General features: G+C 62.5%; 11 protein-coding genes, 3 rRNA genes and 1 pseudogene. 13 read left to right on the forward strand and 2 right to left on the reverse strand.

Annotation, left to right across the window (positions count from 1 at the left end; all coding sequences use genetic code 11):
- Positions 1–55: 55 nt before the first annotated feature.
- Entirely contained in the window at positions 56–3,073 is a 3,018-nt protein-coding gene (locus tag AABD04_RS11215) for an AMP-binding protein (RefSeq protein ID WP_341441210.1), read from the forward strand.
- An 86-nt stretch (positions 3,074–3,159) separates the two neighbouring features.
- Positions 3,160–3,366: a Trm112 family protein gene (locus AABD04_RS11220; protein WP_243594896.1), complete on the forward strand. Its 207-nt coding sequence runs from the start codon at positions 3,160–3,162 to the stop codon at positions 3,364–3,366.
- Positions 3,367–3,371: 5 nt separating this feature from the next.
- On the opposite strand, the gene AABD04_RS11225 is transcribed toward AABD04_RS11220, so the two are convergent.
- Positions 3,372–4,127 (reverse strand): ABC transporter permease, encoded by a 756-nt coding sequence (locus AABD04_RS11225; RefSeq protein WP_341441211.1) that lies wholly within the window; start codon positions 4,125–4,127, stop codon positions 3,372–3,374.
- Positions 4,124–4,854, reverse strand: a pseudogene (locus tag AABD04_RS11230) (ABC transporter ATP-binding protein). The gene AABD04_RS11225 and the pseudogene AABD04_RS11230 overlap by 4 nt, the downstream one beginning before the upstream one ends.
- An 80-nt stretch (positions 4,855–4,934) precedes the next feature.
- On the opposite strand from AABD04_RS11230, the gene AABD04_RS11235 reads away from it, so the two are divergent.
- From AABD04_RS11235 to recN, 11 genes are all read left to right on the forward strand, one after another.
- Entirely contained in the window at positions 4,935–5,579 is a 645-nt protein-coding gene (locus tag AABD04_RS11235) for a DNA-3-methyladenine glycosylase (RefSeq protein WP_341441212.1), read from the forward strand.
- 38 nt (positions 5,580–5,617) lie between these two features.
- Complete coding sequence (gene tyrS, locus AABD04_RS11240; RefSeq protein WP_341441213.1) at positions 5,618–6,892, forward strand: tyrosine--tRNA ligase; 1,275 nt, start codon at positions 5,618–5,620, stop codon at positions 6,890–6,892.
- 566 nt (positions 6,893–7,458) lie between these two features.
- A 16S ribosomal RNA gene (locus AABD04_RS11245) occupies positions 7,459–8,976 on the forward strand.
- A gap of 353 nt (positions 8,977–9,329) precedes the next feature.
- A 23S ribosomal RNA gene (locus AABD04_RS11250) occupies positions 9,330–12,485 on the forward strand.
- Between the two features lie 132 nt (positions 12,486–12,617).
- A 5S ribosomal RNA gene (gene rrf, locus AABD04_RS11255) occupies positions 12,618–12,734 on the forward strand.
- The 16S, 23S and 5S rRNA genes sit together here, the layout of an rRNA operon.
- A 72-nt stretch (positions 12,735–12,806) precedes the next feature.
- Positions 12,807–13,688: a hypothetical protein gene (locus tag AABD04_RS11260; RefSeq protein ID WP_243610214.1), complete on the forward strand. Its 882-nt coding sequence runs from the start codon at positions 12,807–12,809 to the stop codon at positions 13,686–13,688.
- Entirely contained in the window at positions 13,685–14,674 is a 990-nt protein-coding gene (locus tag AABD04_RS11265; protein ID WP_341441214.1) for an HAD-IIA family hydrolase, read from the forward strand. The genes AABD04_RS11260 and AABD04_RS11265 overlap by 4 nt, the downstream gene beginning before the upstream one ends.
- Before the next feature lie 77 nt (positions 14,675–14,751).
- The gene (locus AABD04_RS11270; protein WP_341441215.1) at positions 14,752–14,994 is read left to right on the forward strand and encodes a hypothetical protein; all 243 of its coding nucleotides are present in this window, start codon (positions 14,752–14,754) and stop codon (positions 14,992–14,994) included.
- 1 nt (position 14,995) lies between these two features.
- Positions 14,996–15,817, forward strand: a complete 822-nt coding sequence (locus tag AABD04_RS11275; RefSeq protein WP_341441216.1) for a TlyA family RNA methyltransferase — start codon at positions 14,996–14,998, stop codon at positions 15,815–15,817.
- Positions 15,814–16,779, forward strand: coding sequence for an NAD kinase (locus AABD04_RS11280; RefSeq protein ID WP_243596089.1), 966 nt, complete (start codon positions 15,814–15,816; stop codon positions 16,777–16,779). The genes AABD04_RS11275 and AABD04_RS11280 overlap by 4 nt, the downstream gene beginning before the upstream one ends.
- A gap of 2 nt (positions 16,780–16,781) precedes the next feature.
- Positions 16,782–18,551 (forward strand): DNA repair protein RecN, encoded by a 1,770-nt coding sequence (gene recN, locus AABD04_RS11285; protein ID WP_341441217.1) that lies wholly within the window; start codon positions 16,782–16,784, stop codon positions 18,549–18,551.
- Positions 18,552–18,609 lie beyond the last annotated feature (58 nt).

An 18,609-nucleotide genomic window follows, 5' to 3' on the forward strand; every position in this document is an offset into this window, starting at 1 on the left:
TCACGCGAAGATCGATGCCGGTCGTTCCGTCGGGGCCGAACGCAGGAGTGTATTTGTGGGACTGAATGCAGACGCCGTACGCGGTCCACTGCGCCGAGCCATCGCCACGGCGCAGAACGGTCTCGAGGTCATCCGTCTGGGTGGTCTCGAAACCGAGGTGGATCCGTCGCCGTTTCGGGTGATGGACCGCGAGCCGATGTATCGGCTTCGGCGTTACTTCCCCGACGATGTGCCCGCGGACAGTCCGCCGGTGGTGCTCATTCCGCCGATGATGGTCTCGGCCGATGTCTACGACGTCACCACCGACCAAGGCGCGGCCGGAATTCTGCACGGTATGGGTCTCGATCCGTGGGTTGTCGACTTCGGATCGCCCGATACCGAAGAAGGCGGGTGGGGCCGCACGCTCGCCGACCACGTCGTGGCGATCAGCGAGGTCGTCGACAAAGTGCACGAGTACACCGGACGCGACGTCCACCTGGGCGGCTACTCCCAGGGCGGAATGTTCTGCTACCAGGCAGCCGCGTACCGAGGCGGCCGCAATCTGGCCAGCCTCATCACATTCGGGGCCCCGGTAGACACCTTGGCCGGATTGCCTCTCGGAATCCCTGCCGGGGTGGCGACGCGGGGTGCCGAGTTTCTCGCGGACCACGTCTTCACCCGGCTCGCAGTGTCGGGTTGGATGGCCCGGACGGGATTTCAGCTGCTCGATCCGGCGAAGACTGTGCGGTCACGCCTGGATTTCCTTCGCCAGTTGCACGACCGCGAGGCACTGTTGCCGCGGGAGCCGCAGCGACGATTCCTGGCGATGGACGGGTGGGTGGCCTGGTCCGGCCCGGCCGTGGCGGAATTGTTGAAGCAGTTCGTCGTTCACAATCGCATGATGACCGGTGGGTTCGTCATCAAGGACAGGTTGCTGACGCTCGCCGAACTCACGGTTCCGGTCCTGGCTTTCGTCGGCGAGGTCGACGACATCGGTCAACCGTTGGCCGTGCGCGGCATTCAGCGCGCTGCACCGCGCGCCCAGGTCTTCGAGACGACGTTGCGCGCCGGCCACTTCGGGTTGGTCGTCGGCAGTACCGCTGCTGCGCAGACATGGCCGACGACCGGAAACTGGATCCGATGGCGAGAGGATCTAGGACCGAAGCCCGAGGCGGTCCGCGTGATGGAACGCGAGGACCACAGCGACTTCGACAGCGGGGTCTCCATCACCAATCGTCTGATCCATACCGCTGCCTCCATTGCCGAGGTGGGCGTCGGCGTCGGGCGCGGGCTGGCATCGGCGGCGACCGGTGCAGTGCGCGGTACGCGAGAGATCTCGTCCGAGGCCGTGCGTACCTTGCCGCGACTCGCGCGACTCGGTCAGATGCAGCCACACAGTCGCGTGTCTCTGGGTCGCTTGATCGCCGAGCAGGGCCGTAAGTCTCCGAACGGGGAGTGCTTCCTGTTCGACGACAGGGTGCACACCTACGATGCGGTCAACGTGCGCATCGACAATGTCGTGCGGGGCCTGATCAGCGTCGGAGTGCGACCGTCGTCGCGCGTCGGAGTGTTGATGGAGACTCGGCCCAGCGCGCTGGCCGCGATTGCCGCGCTGTCGCGGATCGGGGCAGTGCCGGTTCTGCTGCAACCGGGCAGCGACCTGACTGCAGCCCTACGGACCGTCGACGTCGACACGGTGATCGCCGATCCGGACAACGTGGCGTCCGCAGTTCCGGTGGCACCGAACGTCCTGGTGCTCGGCGGCGGAGACAGTCGGCGACTCGACATCCCGGCCGGCTACGAGGTCACCGACCTCGAGGCCATCGATCCCGATGCGGTGCGTCTGCCTCAGTGGTACGAGCCCGATCCGGGTCGTGCTCGCGAGCTTGCGATGATCCTGTTCACGACAACCGACCGTGGTCTCGAACCGCGGTACATCACCAATCATCGGTGGGCACTGTCTGCCTTCGGTACTGCCACGACGGCCGCGCTCGGTCCCGGCGACACCGTCTATTGCCTTGCCCCGCTTCATCATTCGGCCGGGATTCTCGTCACTATCGGTGGTGCACTCGCAGGCGGATCGCGAATTGCACTTTCGCGTGGTCTCGAGCCCGAGCGGTTCAGCGAAGAGGTCTACCGCTACGGCGTCACCGTCGTGAGCTACACGTGGACGATGATGCGGCAGATCCTCGACGACGGCCGGTTCCCGGTCGACTCCGGTCACCCGGTGCGTCTGTTCATCGGCTCCGGCATGCCGGTGGGGCTGTGGCGTCGCACGTTGGCGCGGTTCAGCCCGGCTCGGGTGCTCGAGTTCTACGCATCCACCGAGAACGATGTGATTCTGGCCAATGTGGCGGGCTCGAAGATCGGCTCCAAAGGTCGTCCGCTGCCTGGTAGTGCTCGGGTTGCGCTGGCGGCGTACGACCCGATCACCGGCCGCCTCGAAGAGGACGACGACGGCTTCGTACGGCAGTGCCGCGACGACGAGATCGGGCTGCTCCTCGGCCGACCGAGCGGAGACGGCGAAGCCACCAGTCCCGTCATGCGCGGAGTATTCGAGCCCACAGACGCCTGGATCCCGACCGAAAACCTGTTCCGTCGCGATTCCGATGGCGATTACTGGCTCGTCGACCGCAAGGACACAGTGGTGCGTTCGGCGTGCGGTCCCGTGTACACCCAGCCGATCGTCGACGCCGTGGGAGACCTCGATCAGGTCGATTCGGCCGTGGTCTACGGGGTGCGGGTGACTGCCGATCGTCCGCGGTCGGTGCGTGTCGAGGCGTCCGCCGTCGAGGTAGCGGTCTGTGCCATCTCGCTGCAGCCGGAAGCGGTCATCACGGCTCGTGCGTTGACAGACGCGCTCGGGGTTCTGCTTCCTGCCGAGCGTCCGGCGATCGTGCACGTGGTGCCCGAGATTCCGGTGGGGCGCGCGTACCGCCCGACCGCAACGGCATTGAAGAAGTCCGGAATTCCGACGCCGAGCGCGCGGTCGTGGTACTACGACTCGGAGTCGAACAGTTACCGCAGGCTAACGAAAGCCGTTGTGGCCGAACGATTTATCGGACGCGAGGCGGTTGCCGAGCAGTCGTCGTAGGAGTGGAGCCTGCTGGGAAATGGCAGGTTCGGTAGCGTAAGCGAATACACCACTTCGGTTCGACCGGAGCAGAGCGAAGGACACCCGTGGCAATCGATTCGACACTGCTTTCCATTCTCGCGTGCCCAGTGGACAAGGGTCCGCTGCTGTTGGTCGAAGGGGAATTGCTCTACAACCCGCGTCTGCGGCGTGCGTATCCGATCGAGAACGGTATTCCGGTGTTGCTCGCCGACGACGCCCGAGATGTCGACGACGCCGAGCACGAGTCGATCCTGGCTCGCGCCACCTCCTAGATCTGTCACGGGGTTCGGCGACGTAATGTCGCGGCCGCCCCGCTCAGTGCGGCAACGGTGAACCCCGCGACCACGGCGATGTCGGTCCATATGCCCCCGGTGACTCCGGGGTACCGGGATATCTCCTGGAGCGCGTCGACCAGGTAGCTCAACGGTAGAAGATTGCTGATCGTGCTCAGCCAATTCGGCATCTGGTCACGCGGCACCAGAAGTCCGCACAGAAACAGCTGTGGAATCACGACGACCGGCATGAACTGGACGGCTTGAAATTCGGTGCGAGCGAATGCGCTGCACAGCAGACCGATGGCGACGCCGAGCATCGCTCCCAGGACTGCGATCGCCAGAACCCAACCGACCGAGCCCTCGATGTCGAGCCCGAGAAGTCCGAACGCGACGGTGCATGCGAGTAGCGCCTGGGCGACAGCGGCGAGCGAGAAGGCGGACCCGTAGCTCGCGAGCAGGTCCAGTTTGGACATGGGAGTGGTCAGCAGGCGTTCGAGCGTTCCCGAGGTGCGTTCACGCTGCATCGAGATCGACGTGATCAGGAACATGACGACGAACGGCAGGATGCCGAGCATCGTGATGGCGATCCGATCGAACAACGGCTGCTGGTTCGGCTGGGTCGGCACGTCTTCGTACAGGAAGTACAGCAACACCATCAACAGGGACGGAACGAGCAGAACCATGGCCGCCGATCGGTGGTCTGCTCTGAGCTGTCGCAGGATGCGGACGGTGCTCGCGGCGTAGATTCGCGCGTTCACGGTGTCTGTTCCGTAGATCTGATGAGAGACAGGAATGCGCGATCGAGGGTCGTTTCGTTCGTGCGCGCGAGTAGCGCCTCCGGGCTCGATTGAGCCAGCACGGTGCCGTCGCGCATCAGAACGAGACGGCTGCAGCGCTCCGCCTCCTCCATCACATGGCTCGAGACCAGCACCGTTGTGCCGCGTGCCGCGATATCGGCGAAACGCGACCACAGCTCCGAGCGCAGTACGGGATCCAAGCCGACGGTCGGTTCGTCGAGGACGATCAGCTCGGGTTCGGCAACCAGCGCGCTGGCCAGGGAGACCCTCCCCAGTTGGCCACCCGAGAGTTCGCCGGCCCGTGACGACGCGTGGTCGGCCAGTCCGACCGACTCGATGGCGGACAGCACGTCCGCGCGTCGGCGACCGTACAGCGACCCGAAGTACTGCACGTTCTCGCGAACGGTGAGGTCTCGGTACACGCTCGGGGCCTGAGTCACGTACCCGACCGTGCGGCGCAACGGTGCCGAACCGGCCGGAGTTCCGAGAACGGTCACGGTTCCGCTGTGCACGATCTGAGTACCGACGATCGCACGCATCAGAGTCGTCTTGCCGCAGCCCGACGGACCGAGAAGTCCGGTGATGGCACACGAGGGATTGTCAGAGACAGAGTGCGCAGCACCGTTCGCTTGCCGCGGCGAACCGTCAGTCCCGTGATCTCGACGGCATGTTGCCCGGTGAACGCCATACTGGCCTCCAGACGCATCGGATGTCGAAGTCATAGCCCCGTCGGTGCCCGGTCGTCAAGGGCGAAGCATCATGGGATGAATGAATGTCGCTGACTTGGAGATCGGGGAGCCCGACGACGCAGCGCGACGCATCCTCGGTGGAACCGTCACCGTGGGCGACGTGTCCGTGCGCATCGTGGAGGTCGAGGCCTACGGTGGTCCGCTCGATGGTCCGTGGCCCGATCCGGCTGCACATTCTTTCCGGGGGCCGACTCCTCGCAACGTGGTGATGTTCGGTCCCGCAGGGCGTCTGTACGTCTACCTGAGTTACGGGATGCACCTCTGCATGAACGTCAGCTGCGGCCCGGACGGTACGGCCGCTGCGGTGTTGCTGCGAGCGGGTGAAGTGGTGGCGGGTCACGACGTCGTCGAGAGCAGGCGCGCCGGCCGCGGTCCACGATCGCCGCGGGTCGAGGCCGGTTGGGCCCGTGGACCGGGCAATCTCGGTCGAGCACTGGGAGTCGCGCTGGCGGACAACGGTACGGAGCTGTTCGACGCGTCGTCCGCTGTCACCCTGCAACTGCTCGACCGTCCGCTGCCGGGCACGGCTCTTGCGTCCGGACCACGGGTCGGGGTGAGTCTGGCACCGGATCGTCCGTGGCGCTTCTGGATCCGCGGATCGTCGGCGGTATCGAGCTACAAACGCAGTCCTCGCGCCGACGCTCCCGGTGGCTCGGAGGCCTGACCGCGGGCTGGATGCGTCCATGCGGGAGGATCGACGTCGTGAGCGAGAACATCATCGACGAAATGACCTGGCGTGGACTGATCGCGCAGTCCACCGACGTGGACGCGCTGAGGGAGGCGACTTCCGAGGGTCCGATCACGCTGTATTCCGGTTTCGATCCGACCGGTCCGTCGCTGCATGCAGGGCACTTGGTGCCGTTGCTCGCGCTCAAGCGGTTCCAGCGGGCCGGACATCGGCCGATCATTCTCGCCGGCGGTGCGACGGGGCTCATCGGTGACCCTCGCGACGTGGGGGAGCGCACCATGAATTCCCCTGAAGTTGTCACCGAGTGGGCGTCGCGCATCCGTGGTCAGCTCGAGCGGTTCGTCGACCTGGACGAGAGCCCGACGGGTGCAGTGGTGGTGAACAATCTGTCGTGGACGGGGGAGCTGTCCGCGATCGATTTTCTACGCGACATCGGCAAGCACTTCTCGATCAACGTGATGCTTGCTCGCGAGACTGTGAAGAACAGGCTCGAAAGCGACGGAATGTCGTACACCGAGTTCAGCTACATGCTGCTGCAGGCGAACGACTACGTGCAGCTTCGCAGGCAGTACGGCTGCAGTCTCCAGATCGGTGGCTCCGATCAGTGGGGAAACATCATCGCGGGGGTGGAGCTGAACCGGCGCCAGGACGCCGAGTCGGTCCACGCGATGACGGTTCCTCTGGTCACGTCCGCCGACGGCAAGAAGTTCGGCAAGTCCACCGGAGGCGGCAGCCTGTGGCTCGACCCGGAGATGACGAGCCCCTACGCCTGGTACCAGTACTTCGTGAATACCGGTGACGCGGACGTGGTGAAGTACCTGCGCTGGTTCACTTTCCTGTCCAAGGACGAGTTGGCAGAACTCGAGTCGGCGACCACCGAGCGTCCGCATGCGCGCGAAGCGCAGAAGCGCCTTGCCGCCGAGATGACCACGCTCGTCCACGGTGAAGCGGCGACGCGATCGGTCGAACTCGCCAGCCAGGCCCTGTTCGGGCGGGCGGAACTGACGGAGCTCGATGAAAAGACGCTCGCTGCCGCGCTGCAAGAAGCGTCGGTGGCGGACATCGAGGCCGGTGCACCGAACACCATCGTCGATTTGCTGGTCGCTACCGGATTGAGCGAAAGCAAGGGTGCTGCTCGGCGCGCGGTCAAGGAGGGCGGCGCATCGGTCAACAACGTCAAGATCTCCGACGAGGACTGGACGCCCGGCGCGGCCGATCTACTGCACGGCCGGTGGTTGGTGGTCCGACGCGGAAAGCGGAACTTCGCCGGCGCGCGAATCGCCGGTTAGTTCTCCTCGGTTGCCAGTGGGCGGAGTCACATCCATGTAATTTGGTTACGACGCCCGTCAGATGGGTAAGTGACCGGTTGCGACCAGGCTGTTCACACGAATCGCGTGTGAACGACCTGGGGATTTGACGCGTTGTTATCCGGGGCGTAACTTTGTCCAGGTCAGAGCGACACGGACGCCAGCCCAGACCGCAAGGCCTGAGTAACGCAAAGTTCGCTTACGACACATCGAAGGTGGTGAGCCGCGAGGCTCGACTCCTTCATGGATGAGAAGCGCAGTTTGACTGTGTTCGATCGTCTGATCTAAGCTGGAACGGTTGCCCCGGACATCTACGAGCTTCAGCTCGCTGGTGAATGGTGTGTGCGTGTTCTTTGAGAACTCAACAGTGTGTCGATGAATGTCAGTGCCGAATTTTATTTGGTGAAAGCATTCGATGTATCAGCCATCCGCTTGTGGTGGTTGTTGTCGGGTGTTGTTTTAAATATGCTAGTTGAGTTTTTTTGCTAGTGATTTGACTTGATGTCTTTGACTGATTCACGGTCTTCGGATCGTTGTTTCGCAGGTCTTTTACGGAGAGTTTGATCCTGGCTCAGGACGAACGCTGGCGGCGTGCTTAACACATGCAAGTCGAGCGGTAAGGCCTTTCGGGGTACACGAGCGGCGAACGGGTGAGTAACACGTGGGTGATCTGCCCTGCACTCTGGGATAAGCTTGGGAAACTGGGTCTAATACCGGATATGACCGCATGCCGCATGGTGTGTGGTGGAAAGATTTATCGGTGCAGGATGGGCCCGCGGCCTATCAGCTTGTTGGTGGGGTAATGGCCTACCAAGGCGACGACGGGTAGCCGACCTGAGAGGGTGACCGGCCACACTGGGACTGAGACACGGCCCAGACTCCTACGGGAGGCAGCAGTGGGGAATATTGCACAATGGGCGGAAGCCTGATGCAGCGACGCCGCGTGAGGGATGAAGGCCTTCGGGTTGTAAACCTCTTTCAGCAGGGACGAAGCGTGAGTGACGGTACCTGCAGAAGAAGCACCGGCTAACTACGTGCCAGCAGCCGCGGTAATACGTAGGGTGCGAGCGTTGTCCGGAATTACTGGGCGTAAAGAGTTCGTAGGCGGTTTGTCGCGTCGTTTGTGAAAACCCGGGGCTCAACTTCGGGCTTGCAGGCGATACGGGCAGACTTGAGTGTTTCAGGGGAGACTGGAATTCCTGGTGTAGCGGTGAAATGCGCAGATATCAGGAGGAACACCGGTGGCGAAGGCGGGTCTCTGGGAAACAACTGACGCTGAGGAACGAAAGCGTGGGTAGCAAACAGGATTAGATACCCTGGTAGTCCACGCCGTAAACGGTGGGCGCTAGGTGTGGGTTCCTTCCACGGGATCTGTGCCGTAGCTAACGCATTAAGCGCCCCGCCTGGGGAGTACGGCCGCAAGGCTAAAACTCAAAGGAATTGACGGGGGCCCGCACAAGCGGCGGAGCATGTGGATTAATTCGATGCAACGCGAAGAACCTTACCTGGGTTTGACATACACCGGAAAACCGTAGAGATACGGTCCCCCTTGTGGTCGGTGTACAGGTGGTGCATGGCTGTCGTCAGCTCGTGTCGTGAGATGTTGGGTTAAGTCCCGCAACGAGCGCAACCCTTGTCTTATGTTGCCAGCGCGTTATGGCGGGGACTCGTAAGAGACTGCCGGGGTCAACTCGGAGGAAGGTGGGGACGACGTCAAGTCATCATGCCCCTTATGTCCAGGGCTTCACACATGCTACAATGGCCAGTACAGAGGGCTGCGAGACCGTGAGGTGGAGCGAATCCCTTAAAGCTGGTCTCAGTTCGGATCGGGGTCTGCAACTCGACCCCGTGAAGTCGGAGTCGCTAGTAATCGCAGATCAGCAACGCTGCGGTGAATACGTTCCCGGGCCTTGTACACACCGCCCGTCACGTCATGAAAGTCGGTAACACCCGAAGCCGGTGGCCTAACCCCTCGTGGGAGGGAGCCGTCGAAGGTGGGATCGGCGATTGGGACGAAGTCGTAACAAGGTAGCCGTACCGGAAGGTGCGGCTGGATCACCTCCTTTCTAAGGAGCATTCTCCAGAACATGTACCAGCACACAGGTGCTCGGATGATGGTCTGGCAGAGCCCGTTTCGTTCCCACACGTGGAACGGCGGGAGCTCACGGGTGGAACACTGACAACCAGACATCGCGTATCGGTGGGTCTTCAACGACTCCGCCGGCGATGTCTATATCGATGCACTGTTGGGTCCTGAGAGAACACGCGTAAGCATGTTTCTTTCTAGGCAAGACATATGCAGGCTGTCATGGCTGGTTCTATCGGCTGAGGGATGAAAGTTTCTCGGTGTCTGAGGGTGGCGTGAACATGGTGGTGTGTGTGTTGTTTGAGAATTGCACAGTGGACGCGAGCATCTTTGTTGTAAGTAATGAAGAGCGTACGGTGGATGCCTTGGCACCAGGAGCCGATGAAGGACGTAGGAGGCTGCGATAAGCCTCGGGGAGCTGTCAACCGAGCTGTGATCCGAGGGTGTCCGAATGGGGAAACCCAGCACGAGTGATGTCGTGTTACCTGCACCTGAATATATAGGGTGTGTGGAGGGAACGTGGGGAAGTGAAACATCTCAGTACCCACAGGAAGAGAAAACAATAGTGATTCCGTGAGTAGTGGCGAGCGAAAGCGGATGAGGCCAAACTTTGTGCGTGTGATACCCGGCAGGGGTTGCGTATGGAGGGTTGTGGGGTTTGCATTGTCGATTCTGCCGGATCGGCCGACAGTGAGAAATTGTGGTGTTAGTCGAAGTGGTCTGGAACGGCCTGTCGTAGAGGGTGAGAGTCCCGTAGACGAAAACACTGCAACTGTTGTTGTGGATACCCAAGTAGCAGCGGGCCCGTGAAATCTGCTGTGAATCTGTCGGGACCACCCGATAAGCCTGAATACTCCCTGGTGACCGATAGCGGACTAGTACCGTGAGGGAAAGGTGAAAAGTACCCCGGGAGGGGAGTGAAATAGTACCTGAAACCGTGCGCTTACAATCCGTCAAAGCTGGTGAACAGTTTGTTCTGTTGCTGGTGATGGCGTGCCTTTTGAAGAATGAGCCTGCGAGTTAGTGGCATGTCGCGAGGTTAACCCGTGTGGGGTAGCCGTAGCGAAAGCGAGTCCGAATAGGGCGTATCCACGTTTGTGGTGTAGTGGCGTGTTCTAGACCCGAAGCGGAGTGATCTACCCATGGCCAGGTTGAAGCGACGGTAAGACGTCGTGGAGGACCGAACCCACTTAGGTTGAAAACTGAGGGGATGAGTTGTGGGTAGGGGTGAAAGGCCAATCAAACTCCGTGATAGCTGGTTCTCCCCGAAATGCATTTAGGTGCAGCGTCACGTGTTTCTCGCCGGAGGTAGAGCTACTGGATGGTCTAGGGGGCCTACAAGCTTACCGAAATCAGCCAAACTCCGAATGCCGGTGAGTGAGAGCGTGGCAGTGAGACTGCGGGCGATAAGGTTCGTAGTCGAGAGGGAAACAGCCCAGATCGCCAGCTAAGGTCCCTAAGCGTGTACTAAGTGGAAAAGGATGTGGGGTCGCGAAGACAACCAGGAGGTTGGCTTAGAAGCAGCCACCCTTGAAAGAGTGCGTAATAGCTCACTGGTCAAGTGATCCTGCGCCGACAATGTAGCGGGGCTCAAGTACACCACCGAAGCTGCGGCACTCACACAACAGCCCCATGCAAGTCTGCGGATTTGTGTGCAGGTGTGTGGGTGGGTAGGGGAGCGTCGTGCAGCCATGGAAGCATCGGAGTGATCCAGGTGTGGAGGCTGCGCGAGTGAGAATGCAGGCATGAGTAGCGAAAGACGAGTGAGAAACTCGTCCGCCGAATGACCAAGGGTTCCTGGGCCAGGTTAATCCGCCCAGGGTGAGTCGGGACCTAAGACGAGGCCGACAGGCGTAGCCGATGGACAACGGGTTGATATTCCCGTACCCGTGTAACCGCGCCCATGGTGAATCAGTGACACTAACCACCCTGAATCCATATGACTTGCCGCCTTCGGGTGGCCGGCGTGTGGTGGATGCGTGGGACCTGATCTGGTAGTAGCCAAGCGATGGGGTGACGCAGGAAGGTAGCTGGGCCAGTCAGTGGTTGTACTGGTGTAAGCCTGTAGGGCGAACGGTAGGCAAATCCGCCGTTCATGAAGCCTGAGAGGTGATGCGTAGCCGATTGAGGCGAATTCAGTGATCCTATGCTGCCGAGAAAAGCCTCTAGTGAGTTGTTACACGGCCCGTACCCCAAACCGACACAGGTGGTCAGGTAGAGAATACTAAGGCGATCGAGATAACTATGGTTAAGGAACTCGGCAAAATGCCCCCGTAACTTCGGGAGAAGGGGGGCCCTGTCCGGTGACGGAATTTACTTCCTGAGCTGGGTGGGGCCGCAGAGACCAGTGAGAAGCGACTGTTTACTAAAAACACAGGTCCGTGCGAAGTCGTAAGACGATGTATACGGACTGACGCCTGCCCGGTGCTGGAAGGTTAAGAGGACCGGTTAGCCAGTGATGGCGAAGCTGAGAATTTAAGCCCCAGTAAACGGCGGTGGTAACTATAACCATCCTAAGGTAGCGAAATTCCTTGTCGGGTAAGTTCCGACCTGCACGAATGGCGTAACGACTTCTCAGCTGTCTCAACCATAGACTCGGCGAAATTGCATTACGAGTAAAGATGCTCGTTACGCGCGGCAGGACGAAAAGACCCCGGGACCTTCACTACAGCTTGGTATTGGTGTTCGGTTCGGTTTGTGTAGGATAGGTGGGAGACTGTGAAGCGGTGACGCCAGTTACTGTGGAGTCGTTGTTGAAATACCACTCTGATCGTATTGGATACCTCAACCTCGGACCATGATCTGGTTCAGGGACAGTGCCTGGTGGGTAGTTTAACTGGGGCGGTTGCCTCCTAAAATGTAACGGAGGCGCCCAAAGGTTCCCTCAGCCTGGTTGGCAATCAGGTGTCGAGTGCAAGTGCACAAGGGAGCTTGACTGTGAGACTGACAAGTCGAGCAGGGACGAAAGTCGGGACTAGTGATCCGGCACCGGCAAGTGGAAGCGGTGTCGCTCAACGGATAAAAGGTACCCCGGGGATAACAGGCTGATCTTCCCCAAGAGTCCATATCGACGGGATGGTTTGGCACCTCGATGTCGGCTCGTCGCATCCTGGGGCTGGAGTAGGTCCCAAGGGTTGGGCTGTTCGCCCATTAAAGCGGCACGCGAGCTGGGTTTAGAACGTCGTGAGACAGTTCGGTCTCTATCCGCCGCGCGCGTAAGAAACTTGAGGAAGGCTGTCCCTAGTACGAGAGGACCGGGACGGACGAACCTCTGGTGTGCCAGTTGTTCCACCAGGAGCACCGCTGGTTGGCTACGTTCGGAAGGGATAACCGCTGAAAGCATCTAAGCGGGAAGCCTGTTCCAAGATGAGGTTTCTCACCCCCTCGAGGGGGTAAGGCCCCCGGCAGACCACCGGGTTGATAGGCCAGAACTGGAAGTCGGGTAACCGATGCAGGTGACTGGTACTAATAGGCCGAGGACTTACCACAAAGAAGCTACGCGTCCACTGTGCAATATCTGAAACAACACACGAGTTGTTCACTGAGCACAATCGAATACACGAATCCGCCACCCACACTCGCGTGGGTGACAGGTTCGCTCGTGACACTGTTTCACAGAGTTACGGCGGCCATAGCGGAGGGGAAACGCCCGGTCCCATTCCGAACCCGGAAGCTAAGCCCTCCAGCGCCGATGGTACTGCACTCGACAGGGTGTGGGAGAGTAGGACACCGCCGAACACCCGTTGTAAGAAGGGGACCCACTTGGTGGGTCCCCTTTTTGCGTTTGTACCGAAATCCGAAAGGACGCCCGTGTCGGAAGACAACAACGATCGTCGCCCCTCCCGAGGTGACGGCGGCAACCGCCCGAGCGAGTCCCGAGACCGCAACCCCCGCGCTCAGGACCGCCGCGGAGACTCGCGTCGCTCGGACGGTCCTCCCCGCAGGCGTGGCGGTGAAGGTGGGTTCTCCGGCGATCGCCGCGGAAACAGCGCGTCGTCGGACCGTCGACCGCCGCGTCCCGATGAGCCGGATCTACCCGACGAGGTCGAAGCCGGACAGCTCGAACCCGCAGTGCGTCGAGACCTGCTGAGCCTGGACAAGAACAACGCAACCGCCGTCGCACGTCACCTCGTGATGACCAGCAGGCTGCTCGACGACGATCCGCAGTTGGCGCTGCTGCACGCGCGCGCTGCTCGTCAGCGAGCCGGCCGCATCGCCGTAGTGCGCGAAACCGCAGGGATCGCGGCTTACCACGCCGGCGAGTGGGCCGAAGCATTGTCGGAGCTTCGCGCCGCTCGGCGGATGGCCGGCGGACCGGGTCTGATCGCTGTGATGGCCGACTGCGAGCGCGGACTCGGCCGACCCGAGCGCGCTATCGAACTCGGTCGCAGCGACGAAGCGCGTGAGTTGACCGGCGAGGAAGCGTCGGAGCTTCGGATCGTTGTGGCAGGTGCCCGAATGGATCTGAACCAGTACGACCAGGCTGTGGTCACTCTGCAGACTCCGGATCTCGACGCATCTCGCTCGGGAACCGCGGCTGCTCGCCTGTTCTACGTCTATGCAGATGCGCTCGTTGCGGCGGGTCGCGTCGACGAAGGTGTGAAGTGGTTCCTCAACGCTGCCGCAGCCGATGTCGATGGTGAGACCGACGCGGAAGAGCGAGTCGAGGAGCTGTCCGGAGGCAATCGGTGACGGTGCTGCGTGATCTCCACGACGTTCTCCTGCTCGACCTCGACGGCACCGTCTATGCCGGTAAGGACCCCATTGCAGGTGCAGTCGAAGCACTGTCGGGCGGTGCGGAGAAGCAGTACTTCGTCACCAACAATGCCAGCCGAGCCCCCGAGGACGTTGCCGAACATCTGCGTGGGCTCGGCTTCGACACCACGGCAGAGTTCGTCGTCACCAGTTCCGAGGCCGGTGCCCGTGTGTTGGCGGGCAAGTTGGACCCAGGTTCTCGCGTGCTCGTCGTCGGTACCGACGCGTTGGCGGACGAGATCACCAAAGTCGGTCTCCTACCGGTCAGGTCTGCCGACGACGACCCGGTCGCAGTGGTGCAGGGTCACTCGGTCGACACGGGCTGGAAGATGCTGGCCGAGGCCGTCCTCGCCATCCGTGCGGGTGCGTTGTGGGTGGCGACCAACATCGATGCCACCCTGCCGACCGAGAGAGGACTCGTTCTGGGGAACGGGTCGATGGTCGCAGCGGTTCGCAACGCCACCGAGATCGAGCCGATCGTGGCAGGCAAGCCCGCTGCCCCGATCATGCACGACGCCATCGAGCGCAGCGGAGCACGCTCAGCACTGGTCGTCGGAGACCGGCTCGACACCGACATCGCCGGTGCGAACGAAATCGGCCTGCCGTCGCTGCTGGTGTTGACCGGCGTCAGTACTGCTACCGAGTTGTTGCGTGCTCCCCGGCATCTGCGGCCCACACACATCGGCGCCGATCTCGGAGTCCTGAACGAGGACGAGACTGCGTCGACCGTCGGTAGCAAGACCGGTTGGACGGTCGGCATCGAGAACGAGGTGCTGTCGGTGCGGTACAGCGGAGACGGTGCGCCGAATGCGTTCGAGGGTGCGCTCGCGACACTGCACGTCGCCTGGTCCGGCTCGACCTTCTCGGACGTTCGCTTCGAGGGGGATCGACTCGACGATCTGCGTTCGCTGCTCGGGTGCTGACACGGCATTCGACCGCGGTGTTCGGAGAGCGGCGGCGATCGGGCGTTCGTCGGACCCATCCGATAGCGTGAGAGGCGATGAGCGCGTCTATTCCACTACCAGGACAGCACCGGCCGAGCAGTGTCGGCGATGAGTCGTCGGCAGATCCGGACACCGTTCGCACCGAAGTTTCCTCGCTGCTGAATCAGCTCACGATCGAGTCGACGGACCACGAGGGTTCAGAGGCCGTGGACGCCGACGCCCTCGCGCGCGACGCAAGTCTGCTGGACCGGGCGCACGAGGTACTCGTGCGTGCCCTGACCACCGTCGACAAGACCTGACGTGGCTCGTCGCGCACGTGTCGACGCCGAATTGGTCCGGCGTGGACTCGCCAGATCTCGTGAACACGCCTCGGAGTTGATCGAAGCAGGGCGAGTGAAGATCGCCGGGGCCGTGGCCTCCAAGCCTGCGACCGCGGTGGAACCGGGCACCCCGTTGCTGGTGGCCGAAGAAGACAACGAGGTCTCGTGGGCCTCACGCGGCGCACACAAGCTGCTCGGTGCACTCGACGCATTCGAGCCTCTCGGCTTGAGCGTCGAACAGGCTCGTTGTCTGGACGCCGGTGCATCCACCGGTGGGTTCACCGACGTTCTACTCAGTCGAGGCGTTCGTGAAGTCGTTGCTGTCGACGTGGGGTACGGGCAGCTGGTGTGGCGTCTGCAATCCGACGACCGAGTGCACGTCGTCGACCGCACCAACGTCCGGTCGATCGACGCCGACACGATCGGCGGACCGGTCGACGTCATCGTCGCAGATCTGTCGTTCATCTCGCTGAAGCTCGTTCTTCCCGCATTCGTTGCATGCTCGAAGCCGGGCACCAACATGGTGTTGATGGTCAAGCCGCAGTTCGAGGTCGGCAAGGATCGAGTGGGTTCCGGCGGTGTGGTCCGAGATCCCGCGCTGCGAGCCGAAGCCGTCGAGGACGTGGCCAAGGCGGCCGTCGGTTTGAACCTCACGGTGCAGGCGGTGGCAGCAAGCCCACTGCCGGGGCCGTCGGGCAATGTCGAGTACTTTCTGTGGCTGAGGGCAGGTGCAGGCGAGGAATCGCAACGCGCCGACATCACGGAACTCGTCCGGCTCGCGATCGAGGAAGGACCACAGTGACTCCGTCCCATGCGGCACCGGAACTGGAGTCGACCCGAGAAATACTTCTCGTCGCCCATCCCGGTCGACCGGATATCGCCGAGACGGCCCGCCGCGTAGGCAAGGTGTTCGACGAAGCAGGTATCTGCCTTCGCGTGTTGGTGGACGAGGTCGAGCCATCGAAGATCGAGGCTTCCGATACGGAGGAACACGACCACGTGTTCGTTGCGGACATGAAGCTCAACGTCGTCGAGTTCGGCCCCGACGCGGCCGCAGGCTGCGAGATGGTCCTCGTCCTGGGCGGTGACGGCACCTTCCTGCGCGCAGCCGAGCTCGCTCGAGCAGCCTCCATCCCGGTGCTCGGCATCAACCTCGGACACGTCGGGTTCCTGGCCGAGGCGGAGGCCGACCATCTCGAAGATGCGCTGGCTCGCGTCATCGCCGGTGACTACCGCATCGAGCAACGCATGACGCTGGACATCGCGGTTCGCGTCGGAGATCAGGTGGTCGATCGCGGCTGGGCGTTGAACGAGGCGAGCATCGAGAACGGGTCCCGGCTCGGAGTGCTCGAGGTGGTCCTCGAAGTCGACGGTCGACCGGTGTCCGCCTTCGGGTGTGACGGCGTGCTGATCTCCACGCCGACGGGTTCGACGGCCTACGCGTTCTCGGCCGGTGGACCTGTGGTGTGGCCGGAACTCGAAGCGATACTGGTCATTCCGAGCAACGCACATGCTTTGTTCGCGCGCCCGCTCGTCACCAGTCCCGAGTCGATCGTTGCGGTCGAGATCGATGCCGGCGGACACGCGGGATTCGTGTTCTGCGACGGCAGGCGCACATTGAGCCTGCCTGCCGGCGCTCGCGTCGAGGTGGTGCGGGGAGCGTCACCGATCAAATGGGTTCGACTCGATTCGGCACCGTTCGCGGATCGCATGGTCAAGAAATTCGAACTGCCCGTGACCGGGTGGCGGGGGAGAGCGAGGTAGGGATGCTCGAAGAGATTCGGATCGACAGCCTCGGAGTCATTTCCGGTGCCAGTGCGCAGTTTCACGAGGGGCTGACCGTCCTCACCGGCGAGACCGGTGCCGGTAAGACGATGGTGGTCACCAGTCTGCACCTGCTGTCGGGTGCCCGCGCCGACGCAGGCCGGGTTCGGCTCGGAGCGCAGCGCGCGGTGGTCGAGGGACGATTCAGTACCGACACCGCGTCGGAGCAGGTGATCGAGGACGTCGACAAGGTGCTCGAGTCCTCGGGAGGTCAACGCGACGAGGACAATTCGATCATCGCCGTACGTACCGTCAACTCCGACGGTCGTTCTCGTGCGCACCTCGGTGGGCGCAGTGTGCCCGCGTCGGTGCTGTCCAACTTCACCGACTCGTTGCTGACGGTGCACGGTCAGAACGATCAGCTGCGTCTGCTGCGTCCCGACCAGCAGCTCGGCGCACTGGACAGGTTCGCCGGCGACACAGTGGCGTCGCTGGTCTCGAAGTACCGCACCGCGCGCAAGACGTGGCTCGACGCGCGCAACGAGCTGATCGATCGCACCGAACGAAGCCGTGAGCTGGCACAGGAAGCGGACCGGCTGCAGTTCGGACTACAGGAGATCGACTCCTTGGCACCGGAGCCGGGCGAAGATCGCTCGGTGGCCGAGGACGTGCGCCGGCTGGGGGACCTCGATTCGTTGCGGGAGACCGCGGAAGGTGCTTCGGCGGCACTCGTCGGGAGCACCGAGGAGGCGTCGGACACGGCCTCGGCGTTGTATCTGCTGGGCGAGGCGCGCTCTCGCCTCGAACACGCCGAGGACGCCGCTCTGACCGAGCTGCTGCCGCGACTGAACGACGCGATGGCCATCGTCGGCGACATCGGGGCAGACCTCACCTCGTACTTGACGGATCTGCCGTCCGATCCAGGCGCGCTCGACTCGATCCTGAATCGGCAGGCCGAGCTGAAATCGCTGACGCGCAAGTACGCCGCCGATGTCGACGGTGTCATCGCCTGGGCGGAGGATGCCCGTGAGCGCCTCTCGCACATCGACACCTCGGCCGATGCTCTCGCCGAGCTGAGCTCCAAGGTCGACGCGGCTGCGGTCGACGTTGCGGCAGCTGCCGCCAAGCTCAGTGCGGCACGGGCGAAGGCGTCGGTGAAGCTCTCGAAGGCGGTCAGCGCCGAGCTGGCGGGCTTGGCGATGGGAAAAGCCAAGCTGCAGATCGATGTTCGCGCACTGCCTGCCGGGCCGTCGGACACGGCTCCGATCGTCGTCGACGGTGCCGAACTGCATGCGGGCAGCAATGGCGTCGACGAGGTCGAGTTTCGCCTGTCCGCGCACGACGGTGCCCAGGCTCTGCCGATCAGCAAGAGTGCGTCGGGCGGTGAGCTGTCGCGGGTGATGTTGGCGCTCGAAGTGGTGTTGGCGGGCTCGGACAAGGGCGCGACGATGGTCTTCGACGAGGTCGACGCCGGAGTGGGTGGCCGTGCGGCCGTCGAAGTCGGGCGTCGACTCGGCCGGTTGGCTCGCACGCACCAGGTCATCGTCGTCACCCACTTGCCGCAGGTCGCTGCGTTCGCCGATACGCACCTGGTGGTCGACAAGACCGATGCGAAGAAGGGTGCGGCGAACAGTGGGGTTCGGACGCTGTCGTCGTCGGAACGCGTCGTCGAGCTCGCGAGAATGCTCGCGGGTCTGGACGATACGGAGACCGGTCGCGCGCATGCCGAGGAGCTGCTGGCCACCGCAAACGCCGATCGAGCCGCGCTGTAACTTTTGGTGCTGATGTGATCAGTGTGGTAGTTGTTTCGGCGCGCCTCCATCGCCGGGC

Origin of the sequence: Rhodococcoides navarretei (assembly GCF_038069675.1) — a bacterium.
GTDB lineage: Bacteria > Actinomycetota > Actinomycetes > Mycobacteriales > Mycobacteriaceae > Rhodococcoides > Rhodococcoides navarretei.

What these genes read in the sequence shown, in the direction of transcription:
- AABD04_RS11235 (WP_341441212.1), top strand. Translation starts at nt 4,935, where the DNA reads ATGAATGTCGCTGACTTGGAGATCGGGGAGCCCGACGACGCAGCGCGA.
- recN (WP_341441217.1), top strand. Translation starts at nt 16,782, where the DNA reads ATGCTCGAAGAGATTCGGATCGACAGCCTCGGAGTCATTTCCGGTGCC.
- AABD04_RS11270 (WP_341441215.1), top strand. Translation starts at nt 14,752, where the DNA reads ATGAGCGCGTCTATTCCACTACCAGGACAGCACCGGCCGAGCAGTGTC.